The organism is Methanofollis liminatans DSM 4140 (genome assembly GCF_000275865.1).
GTDB classification, from domain to species: Archaea; Halobacteriota; Methanomicrobia; order Methanomicrobiales; family Methanofollaceae; genus Methanofollis; species Methanofollis liminatans.
In genome coordinates this window covers 128,115-141,323 of record NZ_CM001555.1, presented here as the reverse complement: position 1 = coordinate 141,323, position 13,209 = coordinate 128,115, and the positions used below count along the sequence as shown (strand labels likewise).

16 protein-coding genes are annotated in these 13,209 nt (G+C 63.8%); 11 read left to right on the top strand and 5 right to left on the bottom strand.

Annotated elements, in window-relative coordinates:
- Positions 1-3: 3 nt before the first annotated feature.
- The 3 genes from METLI_RS00685 to METLI_RS12285 all read right to left on the bottom strand — a co-directional run bounded on the left by METLI_RS00685 (position 4) and on the right by METLI_RS12285 (position 3,064).
- Entirely contained in the window at positions 4-729 is a 726-nt protein-coding gene (locus tag METLI_RS00685; RefSeq protein WP_217178695.1) for a nucleotidyltransferase family protein, read from the bottom strand.
- Positions 719-1,708, bottom strand: coding sequence for a GDP-mannose 4,6-dehydratase (locus tag METLI_RS00680; RefSeq protein ID WP_004037119.1), 990 nt, complete (start codon positions 1,706-1,708; stop codon positions 719-721). The genes METLI_RS00685 and METLI_RS00680 overlap by 11 nt, the downstream gene beginning before the upstream one ends.
- 243 nt (positions 1,709-1,951) lie before the next feature.
- Positions 1,952-3,064, bottom strand: coding sequence for a glycosyltransferase family 4 protein (locus METLI_RS12285; protein WP_004037118.1), 1,113 nt, complete (start codon positions 3,062-3,064; stop codon positions 1,952-1,954).
- Positions 3,065-3,193: 129 nt separating this feature from the next.
- On the opposite strand from METLI_RS12285, the gene cgi121 reads away from it, so the two are divergent.
- Positions 3,194-3,703: a KEOPS complex subunit Cgi121 gene (gene cgi121 / locus METLI_RS00670; protein ID WP_004037117.1), complete on the top strand. Its 510-nt coding sequence runs from the start codon at positions 3,194-3,196 to the stop codon at positions 3,701-3,703.
- A 5-nt stretch (positions 3,704-3,708) separates the two neighbouring features.
- Here the strand turns inward: cgi121 and METLI_RS00665 are convergent, their stop codons facing one another.
- The gene (locus tag METLI_RS00665) at positions 3,709-4,197 is read right to left on the bottom strand and encodes a MogA/MoaB family molybdenum cofactor biosynthesis protein (RefSeq protein WP_004037116.1); all 489 of its coding nucleotides are present in this window, start codon (positions 4,195-4,197) and stop codon (positions 3,709-3,711) included.
- A gap of 661 nt (positions 4,198-4,858) precedes the next feature.
- Between METLI_RS00665 and METLI_RS00655 the strand changes: the two genes are divergently transcribed.
- The 10 genes from METLI_RS00655 to pdxT all read left to right on the top strand — a co-directional run bounded on the left by METLI_RS00655 (position 4,859) and on the right by pdxT (position 12,553).
- Positions 4,859-6,142, top strand: coding sequence for an ORC1-type DNA replication protein (locus METLI_RS00655; protein WP_004037114.1), 1,284 nt, complete (start codon positions 4,859-4,861; stop codon positions 6,140-6,142).
- A gap of 5 nt (positions 6,143-6,147) precedes the next feature.
- Entirely contained in the window at positions 6,148-6,639 is a 492-nt protein-coding gene (locus tag METLI_RS00650; protein WP_048103555.1) for an Lrp/AsnC family transcriptional regulator, read from the top strand.
- Positions 6,640-6,647: 8 nt separating this feature from the next.
- A complete protein-coding gene (locus METLI_RS00645) occupies positions 6,648-7,808 on the top strand; it encodes an aminotransferase class I/II-fold pyridoxal phosphate-dependent enzyme (RefSeq protein WP_004037112.1) in 1,161 nt (386 codons plus the stop codon).
- A gap of 281 nt (positions 7,809-8,089) precedes the next feature.
- Positions 8,090-8,404: a DUF4405 domain-containing protein gene (locus tag METLI_RS13305; protein ID WP_004037111.1), complete on the top strand. Its 315-nt coding sequence runs from the start codon at positions 8,090-8,092 to the stop codon at positions 8,402-8,404.
- Positions 8,405-8,468: 64 nt separating this feature from the next.
- Positions 8,469-9,479, top strand: a complete 1,011-nt coding sequence (locus METLI_RS00635; protein WP_004037110.1) for an adenylosuccinate synthetase — start codon at positions 8,469-8,471, stop codon at positions 9,477-9,479.
- Positions 9,476-9,658, top strand: a complete 183-nt coding sequence (locus METLI_RS00630) for a methytransferase partner Trm112 (protein ID WP_004037109.1) — start codon at positions 9,476-9,478, stop codon at positions 9,656-9,658. The genes METLI_RS00635 and METLI_RS00630 overlap by 4 nt, the downstream gene beginning before the upstream one ends.
- 4 nt (positions 9,659-9,662) lie before the next feature.
- Positions 9,663-10,175 carry a hypothetical protein gene (locus METLI_RS00625; protein WP_004037108.1) on the top strand — a complete coding sequence of 171 codons (513 nt, stop codon included), beginning with the start codon at positions 9,663-9,665 and terminating at the stop codon, positions 10,173-10,175.
- Complete coding sequence (gene cbiB / locus METLI_RS00620; protein WP_004037107.1) at positions 10,157-11,077, top strand: adenosylcobinamide-phosphate synthase CbiB; 921 nt, start codon at positions 10,157-10,159, stop codon at positions 11,075-11,077. Before METLI_RS00625 ends, cbiB begins: the two co-directional genes overlap by 19 nt.
- A 20-nt stretch (positions 11,078-11,097) precedes the next feature.
- Positions 11,098-11,994 carry a pyridoxal 5'-phosphate synthase lyase subunit PdxS gene (gene pdxS / locus METLI_RS00615; protein WP_004037106.1) on the top strand — a complete coding sequence of 299 codons (897 nt, stop codon included), beginning with the start codon at positions 11,098-11,100 and terminating at the stop codon, positions 11,992-11,994.
- Positions 11,984-12,553, top strand: a complete 570-nt coding sequence (gene pdxT, locus METLI_RS00610) for a pyridoxal 5'-phosphate synthase glutaminase subunit PdxT (RefSeq protein ID WP_004037105.1) — start codon at positions 11,984-11,986, stop codon at positions 12,551-12,553. Before pdxS ends, pdxT begins: the two co-directional genes overlap by 11 nt.
- A gap of 23 nt (positions 12,554-12,576) precedes the next feature.
- On the opposite strand, the gene METLI_RS00605 is transcribed toward pdxT, so the two are convergent.
- Positions 12,577-13,164, bottom strand: a complete 588-nt coding sequence (locus METLI_RS00605) for a MarC family protein (protein WP_004037104.1) — start codon at positions 13,162-13,164, stop codon at positions 12,577-12,579.
- Between the last annotated feature and the right edge of the window lie 45 nt (positions 13,165-13,209).

Genomic DNA, 13,209 nt, shown 5'->3' with positions numbered 1-13,209 from the left:
CGATCAGATCCCGAGATGCGGAGCGATCACGTCGAAATCCGCCTTCGCCTGCTCATAATCGTCCACCCGCCCGATATCGAGCCAGTAGCCGTCATAGACGTAGCCCATCACCTCCTCTCCCTCTGCGATCAGGCTCTGTATCAGGTCGGGAAAGTCGAGGTGGGCCCCGGGCTCGATGTAGTCCAGCACACGGGGCTCGAAGGCGTACACCCCCATGCTCACCAGGTTCGAAAGCGTCGGTTTTTCGGTGTACTCGATGATCCGCTGCCCCCCGTTCATCCCGACCACCCCGAAGTCGACCGGGATATCACGCCGGTGGAGGGCGATGGTGGCGATCCCGCCGTGGCGCCGGTGGTAGTCGAGTAAGGCGGCATAGTCCAGGGTCGTGAGGACGTCGCCGTTCATCATCAGGAACGTCTCGGGCAGCCGCTCCTTCAGCTGCCCCAGGCACCCGGCCGTCCCGAGGGGTCTGTCCTCCCGGGAATAGGTGACGGGACAGCCAAAGCGCGACCCGTCGCCGCAGTAGGTCATGACCAGCTCGGCAAGATAGCCGACGGCGATCACCGCCTCCTCGATGCCGCTGGTGTGGAGCTGCCGCAGGATGATCTCCAGGATCGGCCTCTCCCTGATGGGCATCAGGGGTTTTGGGAAGACCGTCGTATAGGGCTTGAGCCTGGTGCCGCTCCCGCCCGCGAGGATCACCGCCTTCACCATCGCATCACCTGACATAGACACCCGGCCGATACATCTCGATGTTCCCGGCGATCCATGCGATCGTCGCCTTCAGGCCGTCTTCGAGCGAGGTCTGCGGGGCCCACCCGAGCAGGTCGCGGGCGCGGGTGTTGTCGCACCACAGCCGCGCCACCTCGCTCTTCTCCGGGCGCCGGCGGACAGGCTCGGTGACGATCGCCGCATCGCTCCCGCAGAGGGAGAGGATCCGTTCGGCCAGGTCGAGGATGGCAATCTCGAAGTTCGATCCGACGTTGATCGTCTCGCCCACCACGCCGGGAGCGGCGAGGGCGAGGGCGAAGGCGCGGACCAGGTCGCCCACGTAGGTGAAGTCCCGCGTGGACCCGAGGGCGCCCAGGCGCACCTCCTTCCCGGTCAGGGCCTGGGTGACGATCGTCGGGATCACCGCCCGCGCCGACTGCCGCGGGCCGTAGGTGTTGAACGGGCGTATGGTCACGACCGGGAGGTCGAAGGAGCAGAAGAAACTCTCGGCGATCTTGTCCGCCCCGATCTTGCTCGCCGAGTACGGCGACTGCCCCTGGAGGGGATGGGACTCGTCGATCGGGACCGAGCGGGCGGTGCCGTAGACCTCGCTCGTCGAGGTGTGGACGACCCGCCCGACGCCGTTCTCCCTGGCCGCCTGGAGGACGTTTAAGGTGCCCAGGATATTGGTTTCGATCGTCTCCCTGGGACTGAGATAGGAGTAGGGCACCGAGATGATCGAGCCGAGGTGGACGATGGCGTCCACGTCCCTGGTGGCCCGCCTGATGGCGTCCCCGTCCTTGAGGTCGCCGGAGATCACCTCCACCGACTGCATCGTCTCAGGGGGGAGGAGGTCGAGCATCCCCCGGTCAGAGCGCGAGGTGTATTTCACCAGCGCCTTTACGGTGGCGTTCTGTTCGACGAAATATTCGGTGAGGTGGCTGCCAATAAAGCCGCCCCCTCCGGTGAGAAAAATTGTGCTGCTGCCCACGTCCATATGACCCCCCTTCTGATTGTAGTTTTCAAGATTACCAGGCGCATTCGGGCGCCGGATCAGGCAGATAACGCCGTTATGTGAGATATCCCATCGCTCCCCCTCAGGCCTGTCTGGAAATCTCCGGGATAAAGAATACCAAACGCTCTTTTAACCATTTATAGACGAACGAAAGGCCGATTCATCTGACAGTTGCACAGATATCGGCAATAATATAAAAATATATCGTTCGAGGCCAGCGAGTGATCAGCGCCTCTTCAGGGAGGTGTAGATCCCGGCGACGAGATCGGAGCGATCGGCCCACCCGAACTGTTCCAGCGTCTTCTGGCGTGCGTGCCTCCCCAGGGCCTCTGCAAGCGTCGGGTCGGAGAGCACCCGCCTGACCGCCGCCGCGATCGCCCCGGCACGCGGTTCGACGAGCAGACCGTCCTCGCCGTCGGCGATCGCCTCAGGTATCCCCCCGGTCCGCGACGCAACGATCGGTTTTGTCATCGCCATCGCCTCGAGCAGGGCGATCGGAAGGCCGTCGGCCAGGGTGATATGGCAGTAGAGGTCGGCGCGGGCGAGCGGGACGAAGGGGTCGTCGACGTCCCCGGTGAAGACCACGGCGTCCGCGACCCCGATCGTCCGCGCATATCTCTCGAGATCCGGCCTGAACCTCCCGTCTCTGGTCAGGACGAGTTTTATCCCGGGGTATTCCCCTCTGAGGAGAGCGACGGCGGCGATCAGTTCCTCGGTCCCTTTCGCCTTGAACCGGTTGACGGTGACCCCCTGGGAGAGGAGGACGATATCGCCGTCGGCGATCCCGAACCGCTCCTGGAACTCCAGGATCTTCCCGGGGAGGACAGGCCGCGCCTCCACGCCCGGATAGGTGATCGCCGTCGGCTGCGCAATCGGGATGGCATAGACGGCGTCGATCTTCGTCTGGAGGTCCCGGCTCACGAAGGTCACGCACGCGCACCGGCCGATCCCCCAGGAGTACAGGCACGTCCCGAAGAGGCGGAGGAACCGGTCTTTGATATGGACGGGCCGTTTCGTCTCGGTGAGAAAGGTGTAGACCACCGTTCCTCTCCTCAGGACCGAGCGGTAGAGGGCCGCCCCCAGGAGAAGCCCGATGCTGTCGTGGACATGGATCACGTCAGGGGAGAGGCGGTGGAGGTGCAGGGCGGTCCCGACGATCTCTCCCAGGGCGCCGGGCCTGACCCTCCCGGCGGGATCGCCGTCTCCCTGCACATAGAGGACGTCCACCGGGTTTTCGGGGTGGCGGTTCCGGAGCATCGTCACCAGCCCCGTGACATAGGCGTTGATCCCCCCGCCCTGCGGCTCGTTCCAGTACATCGAGAGGACCGAAATCTTCATGACCGCCATCTCGCAGTACCCGGTATATAAATTCTGCGATGCCGGGAGAGGAGGGCCACCCCGGATCCCATGAGGGAGGTGCCGGAAAAATCCCCTTATACCCTTCGGGCACACATACAGGAGAGATCAATGGAGCACGAGTGTGAGATCAGGCAGGGGATCGCCGATATCCCCTCGATTCCCGCCTTTCTAGAGAGCGTCAGGGAGATTGCCGCGGCGACCGGGACGCATATCATCTGCTTCGACGCCGAAAAAATCGCCGGAAAGGCCCATGCCAGGAAGGCGGTCGGCCATGCGGTCCGCTCCTGGCGCGAGGGCCGGGCGATCGCAAACAGCCTCGAGATGGAGGCCCTCCTCTATGCGGGGGGGACCAGGCAGTGCCGGGTGGCGATGGACCTCGGCCTCCACGAGGGGGAGAACCGCTGCTATGTCTGCATCTGCCCCCCTTCCCCCGCGGCCGCGGAGGCCCTGGAGAGGATCCTGCGCCCGGACGACGGGGACTGGGAGGGGATCGACGAGGCAAAAAAAATGCGGCTGATGAAGCGCTACGCGATCACCGGGGAGGAACTCGCCGCCGCAGGCGGGCGGATCAGGCCCCTGGTCTTTGAGCGGATCGCCCTCCTCGAAGTGAACCGCTAAAGTGCTTATCCCCGCGCGTGCGAGATGATGTGCCTGAGTTCGGGCAGAATGATCTGTTCGGTGGCGAGTTTTACCGCCCCCGTCGATCCCGGGATGCAGAAGATCGCTTTTCCACCGGCAATCCCCGCGGCCGCGCGCGAGAGCAGGGCCGAGGTCCCGATCTCCCCGTACGAGAGCATCCTGAAGAGCTCGCCGAACCCCTCCATCTTCTTTTCGAAGAAGGGTTCGATCGCCTCGATGGTGCAGTCGTCAGGGGTGAGTCCGGTCCCTCCGTTGAAGATCACCGCATCCGCCTCGGGCAGAGTCCGGGCAAGAATCGAGCGGATCGCCCCGATATCGTCCTTCACGATCGCCGAAACGCTCACCTGAAAACCCGCCCCGGCGAGCAGGTCGCGGATCGCCCGTCCGCTCGTATCGGTCTCCTCGGTGCGCGTGGTGGAGACGGTGATCACCGCCGTCTTAATCTCGATCTCCCTGAGATGCTCCTGTTTCATGGTCTCTCCTTCTTCCTGTGTTGTTCTTACCCTATGATATCTCCTGTGCCGCGGGGGTGAGGGGAGGGCGCGATCCCCGACCCCTTTGTTTCGACTGGAACGGGTGGAAACGGAATGGGAGGAAGAGTGAGGATCCCGATTGCACCTTGAAGGCGATCGCCGGTTTTGATCCTGGACTTTGATCCTGGATCGTTCTGGTCTCGATCGTTTTGATCCCGGATCTGTACACCTCCCTGATCCAGGGATCGCGATCTGCTCTGATCGCCCTGATCCGGATCGTTCTGATCCCGGATCCGCGCTCTCCCCTGATCGCGGGATCGCGATCGGTCGCGATCTGCCCTGATCTTCCTGATCGGGATCCGCGATCGATCGCGATCCCTGTCCTGAGATCAGAGAAGATTTATAGTACCAGTGGATAACCCTACAACAAGCTGTTTTCACTGTGGTAAAGAAAAACAGGTCACCTGTTTTCCACATGCTCCAGTCGAAATAAAGGGGTCCCGGTTCGCGGCATGGATCTCGATGGATCCGGGTTTTTTTCTCGACCTCCTGATCACCTTTATAAGCATACTCCAGTGGAAACAAAGGGGTTATATCTCCACACCCCACATGATCTCTATTCCTGCCCACCCGAACCCCCTCAACACCCGCGGCTGATACCATGTCTGAGAACGAAAATCCATCCTTTGGCCTCTTCCAGAAGTTCCTTTCGAACAACCGGATCTTCAAAAACCGGGAGGTTCTCCGCCACTCGTACCGTCCCCAGATCCTCCCCCACCGTCGTCCCCAGATCGATGCGATCGCATCGATCCTCGCCCCGGCCCTGAAGAACGAGACCCCTTCGAACATCCTGATCTACGGCAAGACCGGGACCGGCAAGACCGCGAGCGTCAGGTATGTCGGGGCAGAACTCGAGAAGGTGGCCGCGAGCATGTCCACCGGGTGCAAGGTCGTCCACCTCAACTGCGAGGTGATCGACACCCAGTACCGGGTGCTCGCCCAGATCGCCAAAGGGCTCGAGGATATCGACGCCACCCCGAGCGACAAGGCGCGTGCCCACATCCCGATGACCGGGTGGCCGACCGACCAGGTCTACACCGAGCTGAAAAACCAGCTCGAGGCGGCCGGCGGGGTGCTCGTCATCGTGCTCGACGAGATCGACAAACTGGTGAAGAAGAGCGGGGACGAGACCCTGTACAACCTCACCAGGATCAACTCGGACCTGCGGCAGTCGAAGGTCTCGATGATCGGGATCTCCAACGACCTCCGGTTCACTGATTTCCTCGACCCCCGCGTCCTCTCCTCCCTTTCAGAGGAGGAGATCGTCTTCCCGCCGTACAACGCCCCGCAGCTCTGCGACATCCTCACCCAGCGCGCCCAGATGGCCTTCATGGAGGGCGGGCTCGACGAGGGTGTCATCCCGCTCTGCGCCGCCTTCGCCGCGCAGGAGCACGGCGACGCACGGCGTGCCCTCGACCTCCTGCGGGTCTCGGGCGAACTCGCCGACAGGGAGAACGCCGAGCGCGTCGGGGAGAAGCACGTCCGCATGGCCCTCGAGAAGATCGAGACCGACTCGATGATCGAGTGCATCTCGACCCTGCCCACCCAGAGCAAGGTCGTCCTCTACTCGATGCTCCTGCTCGAGGAGATGGACAAGAAGATCTTCACCTCAGGCGAGGTGACCCGGGTCTACCGGGACGTCAGCCGGATCGTCGACATCGATCCCCTCACCCACCGCCGGATCACCGACCTGATCTCCGAGCTGAACATGCTCGGGGTGATCAACACCCGGGTCGTCTCCAAAGGGCGGTACGGAAGGACAAAAGAGATGTGGTTTGACACCAACACCAAAAAGATACAGGAAGTACTCGCGAAGGATCCCAGACTCTCTGAGGACCGCCTTGCCCAGGTCGACCTCAACCGCCTGAGGGCCTCGTTCCGGTGATGACAATGGACGAAAAAGATCTCTTAATCCTCCATCTCCTGGAGGAGAACAGCCAGGTGCCTCCCGGCGAACTGGCGACGATGGTAGAGCTCACGGTCGAAGACGTAGAACGGCGGATCCGCGCGATGGAAGAGGCCAGGATCATCAGGAAGTACGCCGCCGTCGTCGACTGGGAGCGCGCCGGCAGGGACGAGGTGAGCTCGATCATCGCCCTGAAGGTCTCCCCCGAGCGGGACTTCGGCTACGACAAGATCGCCGAGCGGATCGCGCGTTTCAGGGAGGTCAGGGCCCTCCGCCTGGTCTCGGGCCGGTACGATTTCATCCTCCTGGTCAAGGGGAAGAACATGCAGGAGATCGCTCGTTTCGTCTCCGAGCATATCGCCCCGATGGACCGGATCAGGGAGACGACGACCCAGTTCGTGATGAAGACCTACAAGGAGAACGGCACCCCGTACGACGAGCGCGAGGCGGGGGAGCGCCTGCCGTACTCCTTCTGAGGTGAACGATGCGGGACTTCGTATCAGAGCGGGCGCGGGTGATCCCCCCCTCGGGGATCAGAAAATTTTTCGATCTCTGCATGGGCATGCAGGACGTCGTCTCCCTGGGCGTCGGCGAACCTGACTTCGTGACCCCCTGGAACGTCTGCGAGGCAGGCATCTACTCGATCGAGCAGGGCGTCACCTCGTACACCTCGAACCGGGGCTACCCGCCCCTGCTGGCGGCGCTCGCCCTCGACCTGGAGCAGAAGTACGGCCTCTCCTACTCGCCTGCAGAGGAGATCATCGTCACGACCGGCGTCTCCGAAGCGGCCGACATCGCCATCAGGGCCGTCACCGACCCGGGGGACGAGGTGATCGTCCTGGACCCGGCCTATGTCAGTTACGCCCCCTGCGTCACCCTGGCCGGCGGCGTGCCGGTGCCCCTGCCCTGCCTGGAGAAGGACCGCTTCAGGGTGACGCCCGACGCCCTGATGGAGCGCGTCACACAAAAGACCAAATCCCTGGTGCTCAACTTCCCGAACAACCCGACCGGCGGGGTGATGAACAGGGACGACTACCGCGCCATCGCCGACATCATCGTCGACCACGACCTCGTCCTGATCTCCGACGAGGTCTACTCCGAGCTCACCTACGACGGCACCCACTGCTCGCCGGCCTCGATGGACGACCTGCGCGACCGGACGATCACGCTCAACGGTTTCTCCAAGGCCTATGCGATGACCGGGTGGCGGATCGGTTACCTCTGCGCCCCCAAGCCGATCTGCGACGCCGCCCTGAAGATCCACCAGTACGTGATGCTCTGCGCCCCGGTGATGGGGCAGATCGCCGCCCATGCGGCGCTCAGGCAGGCCGAAGAGAACAAAAACGAGATGGTGCGGGAGTACCGCCTCCGCCGGAACCTCTTCGTGGAGGGTCTCAATCGGATCGGTCTCGCCTGTCACCTTCCGCAGGGCGCCTTCTACGCCTTCCCCTCGATCGAGACGACCGGCCTTTCAGACGAGGAGTTTGCCGAGCGCCTCCTCAAGGAGCAGAAGGTCGCCGTTGTTCCCGGCAGCGCCTTCGGCGCCTCGGGGAAGGGGCATATCCGCTGCTCCTATGCGACGAGCCGCCAGAACCTCTCCCTGGCCGTCGAGCGGATGGGGGCGTTCATCGCCGGTCTGCCGTGATCCCCTCCTTCTCATTTTCCGGGAAACAATCCTTTTGATCCTGCCCGGGCCGGATGTGCCTGCTGTCTGACAATCGGCAGCCAGATAACCCCTTTATTTCCACTGGAACTCTGGAGATATTCGCGGCGTTCGATCCCGCGCGAATCCTCCCCGGTGCACGCAGGATTTTTCGTGTACTCTCGTACCTCGCCATTTCTTCGGGAACACCTCCACCGGCGGATCGTTTGCATTTCTGGATAAGGGCGAATGGTATAATACGGCGGTGCGCCCTCTCCTCTTCCATGCAGAAGAGACAGGTGAATGCGATCGTCGACCTTGCGATGCTCGTGGCATTCGTTATCGTCGCCTTATCGTCTATCGTCCTCTTGTTCTTCCTCCCATCGGCAGGCGGGGGATGGGTGCACGCCAGCACCGGCGTCGCGAACCTGAAAGTGTTCCTGGGCGTCACCAGGGGTCAGTGGGTGGACCTCCACAATATCACCGGCATCGTCTTCATCGTGCTGATGGCCGTCCATACTCTCCTCCATATCCCCTATTTCAGGGATATCAGGCGCTGTCTTTTGCCGGGAAAAAATGACCGGTGCGAGAATGAGTGAGGGGAGCAAACCCCGATGATATACTTTTATCATCAAGTATCACCCCAAATTACATGATATAGCAATGGCGTGTACGATTATTGTCGGCGGATTTTTCGGGGATGAGGGAAAAGGCAAGATTGTGGCCCATATTGCCCATCAGGACCACACATCGATCATCTCCAGGGGCGGCGTGGGCCCGAACGCCGGACACACGGTGACGGTCGGCGACAAAAACTATGGCGTGCGGATGATCCCGTCCGGGTTCGTCTACCCGGGTGCGCGACTCTGCATCGGCAGCGGCGTTCTCGTCGACCCGCGGGTCTTCCTCCGCGAGGTCGAACTCCTGGATGTCGGCGACAGGATCTTTGTGGACGGGCGCTGCGGCGTGATCGAGGAGGAGCATATCGCCCGGGACAAGGCGAGCGACCACCTCTCGAAGAAGATCGGATCCACCGGGACCGGGTGCGGCCCGGCGAACTCCGACCGCGTCCTCCGCACCTCCAGGCAGGCAAAGGACGTCCCTGAACTCGCACCCTACATCATCGACGTCGCCGCCGAAGTGAACGCGGCGATCGACCGTGATGAGAACGTCCTCCTCGAGGGGACGCAGGGCTTCGGGATCTCCCTGTACTACGGCACCTACCCCTTCGTGACGAGCAAGGACACCTCGGCCTCGCAGATCGCCGCGGACAACGGCGTCGGCCCGACCAGGATCGACGACGTCGTCGTCGTCTTCAAGGCCTACCCGACCAGGGTCGGCGAGGGGCCGTTCCAGACCGAGATGAACGCCGAGGACTCCGACGCCCTCGGGTTCAAGGAGTTCGGCACCGTCACCCACCGCCAGCGGCGGATCGGCGGCTGGGACGGCGAGATGGCCCGGTACTCGGCGATGATCAACGGCTGCACGATCGCGGCGATCACCGGGATCGACCACGTGGACCCGGCCTGTTTCGGCGCCACCACGTACGACGGCCTGACCGAGAAGGCGATCGCCTTCCTCGAACAGGCCGAGAAGGACATCGGCGCCCCGATCGGCCTGATCTCCACGGGGCCCGAGCTCACCCAGATCATCGACCTGAGGGATGAACTGTGAGGCGTTCGCTCCTCGACATCCTCTGCTGTCCGGTCTGCAAGGGCGACCTCGAACTGCGCGTCGACGAGGAGACCGGCGACGATATCGTCGAGGGCTCGCTCTGGTGCGCCGCCTGCGGTGTCGCATACCCCATCACGGAGGGCATACCAAACCTCCTCCCCCAGACCGACAAGGACTAAAAATATGGATGTTCCCTGTGAAATCCGGTTCAATGCACGCTCAATAAATTCGATCGACCTGCCCGAATCGGTTGAGGTCCTGGCAGGGGACACCCTGGTCCTCAAACTGAAAAACGAGGGCTCTCCCCTCCATCTCACCCTTTCCACCGCCGACGCCGCGCGGTTCACCGATTTTTTCCATGAAAATCTCTATCTTGAGCGTCTGGCAGACGTGCCGGTGATCATCAGGGACGACGTCTTTCCGGGAATGTTTGCGATCACGGTGATCACCGGCTACGGCACGAACCGTTCGGCCCTGAAGGTCGCCGTCAGGGAGCGCCCGGCCCCGGTGGAAGAACCGCCGCAGCCGCTCCCCCCGCCCCCGGCCCCGCGGCTCCCGGTGGTGCCCTTCGCCATCGTCATCGTCGCCGCCCTCCTCTTTATCCTCTACGTCGGCACCGGGATCCTCCTCTTCGAGGCCGCAGCATTCGTCGTACTGGTCCTCGGGGTGATTGCCGCATGGTTTTTGCGGCGCTGACCCTCGCCCTGGCGCTCGTCGTGGACCGGCTCTTCGGCGACCCGCGCACGCCCCTCCACCCGGTCGCCCTCTTCGGCAGGTTCGTGGGCTGGTGGGGCAGACCGGGCCGCTATCCGGTGCGCCTCCAGCGAGCGGCCGGCGTCGTCCTCTGGGCGGTCTCCGCCTGCCTGTTTGCCGCACCCTTCTATCTCGTCGAGCACCATGCTCCCCCTCTCCTGCTCCTGGTGCTCGCCCCCTTCCTCCTCAAGGCGGTCTTCGCCTGGCGCTCCCTGGAGGAGCACGCCGCTTCGGTCGAGGCGGCGCTCGCCGGCGGGGGCCTGGACGCCGGGCGGACGGCCGCCGGCATGCTCGTCTCGCGCGACACCTCGGCCCTCTCCGCGGAGGAGATCAGGTCCGCGGCATACGAGTCGGTCGCCGAGAACCTCTCCGACTCGATCGTCGCCCCGCTCTTCTGGTTCGCCGTCTTCGCCCCCTTCGGCCTCGGGCTGACCGCCGCCGCCCTCTATCGCTCGATCAACTGCATGGACGCCATGCTCGGCTACACCGACGAGCGGATCAGGCTCGGCTGGTGCGCCGCACGGGCCGACGACCTGGCAAACCTCGTCCCCGCACGGCTCACCGCCCTCGTCGGCCTCCTCTATTTCGGGGTACAGGGGCGGTTCGCCCCGGCGTGGCAGGCGCTCAGCGCCGACCGGAAGAAAAGGCCGGGCTACAACGGCGGCTGGCCGATGTCGGTGGTCGCCGGCGGTGTCGGGGTGCGGTTCTGCAAACGGGGTATCTACGCGATCGGACCCGGGGAGCGGAGCCTTGCAGAGGGTGGAAACGATATAATAGCGTCCGTTCGAGGAATAACGCTGATATTTGCGGTATCTGCCATCATCGCACTATTTTTATTGGCATGACCGCCCAATAGGTAGGAATAATGAAACTTGAGGAACTGAGGTACGGCACCGAGCTCCTGAAGCGGGGCTTCGCGTCCATGCAGAAGGGCGGCGTCATCATGGACGTGGTGAACGCCGAACAGGCGCGGATCGCCGAGGATGCGGGCGCCGTCGCGGTGATGGCCCTCGAGCGCGTACCGGCGGACATCAGGAAGGCCGGGGGCGTGGCGCGCATGGCCGACCCGGAAAAGGTCATCGAGATCATCGACGCCGTCTCCATTCCGGTGATGGGCAAGGTGCGGATCGGCCATTATGTCGAGGCCCAGGTCCTTGAGTCGATCGGCGTCGACATGATCGACGAGAGCGAGGTGCTCACCCCGGCAGACGAGCAATACCATATCGAGAAGACCCGGTTCACCGTCCCGTTCGTCTGCGGCGCACGGAACCTCGGCGAGGCGATGCGCCGGATCGGCGAGGGCGCGGCGATGATCAGGACGAAGGGCGAGGCCGGCACCGGCAACGTCGTCGAGGCGGTCAGGCACATGCACGCGATCGGCGGCGAGATCCGCGAGCTCCAGGGCATGGACGAGCAGGAACTCCGGGCCCGCGCCCGCGCGATCGAGGCGCCGTACGAGGTCCTTGCCGAGACGGCGAAACGGGGCCGCCTCCCGGTCGTCAACTTCTCGGCCGGCGGGATCGCCACCCCCTGCGACGCCGCCCTGATGATGCAGATGGGCGCGGACGGCGTCTTCGTCGGCTCAGGGATCTTCAAGTCCACGAACCCGGAGAAGATGGCGAAGGCGATCGTCGAGGCCGTCCACCACTACACCGACGCGAAGGTGATCGCCGCGGTGAGCCGCGGCATCGGCGACCCGATGAAGGGCCTGGACGTCCACGAGCTCAAAGACGAGGAGAGGCTCCAGGAACGTGGCTGGTAAGAAGGTCGGCGTCCTTGCCGTGCAGGGGGACGTATCCGAGCACGTGAGGGCGTTTGTGGATGCCCTCGGGGGCGAGGGCGAGGTGGTGGAGGTCAGGTCCGCCGCCGACCTCGCCGGCTGCGACGCCTTCGCGATCCCGGGCGGGGAGTCGACGACGATCGCCCGCCTGATCGGTGAAAACGGACTCCGGGAGGCGATCCGCTCCTTTACAGGCGGGATCTTCGCCACCTGCGCCGGGATGGTGATCGTCGCCGCAACGATCAACGACACCCGGTTTGCACCCCTCGGCATCGTCGATATCACGGTGGAGAGAAACGCCTTCGGGCGGCAGAAGGACTCCTTCGAGGCCGACCTCGAGGTTCTCGGGCTTGAGGATCCCTTCCATGCGGTCTTCATCAGGGCGCCGGTTGCGGCGGCCGCGGGCCCGGGCGTCGAGGTGCTCTCCAGGATACCGCAGGGGATCGTTGCGGTGCGGCAGGGGAAGCATATGGCGCTCTCCTTCCACCCCGAACTCTCCGGCGACCTCAGGCTTCACCGGATGTTTCTCGCCGGGCTGTAGGCCGGGCGCTCCCCATCTTTTTTTCAGATCAGCCCGACGATCCCGTCCACGATGATCTTCACGGCGATCGCCGCGAGGAGCATGCCGAGCACCTTGCCCATGATGTCGGTGACGGTCTCGCCGAGGAAACGCTGGATCTGGGCGGCGTACCTGAGGACGAGCCAGGTCGCCCCGAGGCAGAGCCCGATGGCGATCCCGGTGACGACCGCGCCCACCCGCGTGGAGAGGAGGACGACCGTGGTGATCGCCCCGGGCCCGCAGAGGAGGGGGGTGCCGATCACCACCCCGGCCATCGACCGCCGCTCCTTCCCCTCGTGCCCGAACTCGATCCCGAGCGACTCCTGGATACCCAGGATGAAGAGGAGGATCCCGCCGGCCACCTCGAAGCTCGCGAGCGTGATCCCCAGGATGTCGAAGATGAAGAGCCCGAAGACCAGGAAGAGGTACATGAGGGCGCCGGCCACGGCGACGGCGATCCCGGCCTGTCTCGCCTTCTCCTCGGGCAGGCTCCCGGCCGTGAGCGAGACGAAGATCGGCACCGAGAGCAGGGGGTCGAGAATGACGAAGAGCGTGGTGAAGGCGTAGAGAAGGGGGGCGAGCAGGTCCTGCATACAGCGCTGTGGGCCCGGCATGGAGATATATTTTGAGGGGCGCCC

Bases quoted from the DNA above. Each gene is read 5' to 3' on its own strand.
- METLI_RS00685 (WP_217178695.1), bottom strand. From the start codon at position 729: ATGTCAGGTGATGCGATGGTGAAGGCGGTGATCCTCGCGGGCGGGAGC.
- METLI_RS00680 (WP_004037119.1), bottom strand. From the start codon at position 1,708: ATGGACGTGGGCAGCAGCACAATTTTTCTCACCGGAGGGGGCGGCTTT.
- METLI_RS12285 (WP_004037118.1), bottom strand. From the start codon at position 3,064: ATGAAGATTTCGGTCCTCTCGATGTACTGGAACGAGCCGCAGGGCGGG.
- cgi121 (WP_004037117.1), top strand. From the start codon at position 3,194: ATGGAGCACGAGTGTGAGATCAGGCAGGGGATCGCCGATATCCCCTCG.
- METLI_RS00665 (WP_004037116.1), bottom strand. From the start codon at position 4,197: ATGAAACAGGAGCATCTCAGGGAGATCGAGATTAAGACGGCGGTGATC.
- METLI_RS00655 (WP_004037114.1), top strand. From the start codon at position 4,859: ATGTCTGAGAACGAAAATCCATCCTTTGGCCTCTTCCAGAAGTTCCTT.
- METLI_RS00650 (WP_048103555.1), top strand. From the start codon at position 6,148: ATGGACGAAAAAGATCTCTTAATCCTCCATCTCCTGGAGGAGAACAGC.
- METLI_RS00645 (WP_004037112.1), top strand. From the start codon at position 6,648: ATGCGGGACTTCGTATCAGAGCGGGCGCGGGTGATCCCCCCCTCGGGG.
- METLI_RS13305 (WP_004037111.1), top strand. From the start codon at position 8,090: ATGCAGAAGAGACAGGTGAATGCGATCGTCGACCTTGCGATGCTCGTG.
- METLI_RS00635 (WP_004037110.1), top strand. From the start codon at position 8,469: ATGGCGTGTACGATTATTGTCGGCGGATTTTTCGGGGATGAGGGAAAA.
- METLI_RS00625 (WP_004037108.1), top strand. From the start codon at position 9,663: ATGGATGTTCCCTGTGAAATCCGGTTCAATGCACGCTCAATAAATTCG.
- cbiB (WP_004037107.1), top strand. From the start codon at position 10,157: ATGGTTTTTGCGGCGCTGACCCTCGCCCTGGCGCTCGTCGTGGACCGG.
- pdxS (WP_004037106.1), top strand. From the start codon at position 11,098: ATGAAACTTGAGGAACTGAGGTACGGCACCGAGCTCCTGAAGCGGGGC.
- METLI_RS00605 (WP_004037104.1), bottom strand. From the start codon at position 13,164: ATGCAGGACCTGCTCGCCCCCCTTCTCTACGCCTTCACCACGCTCTTC.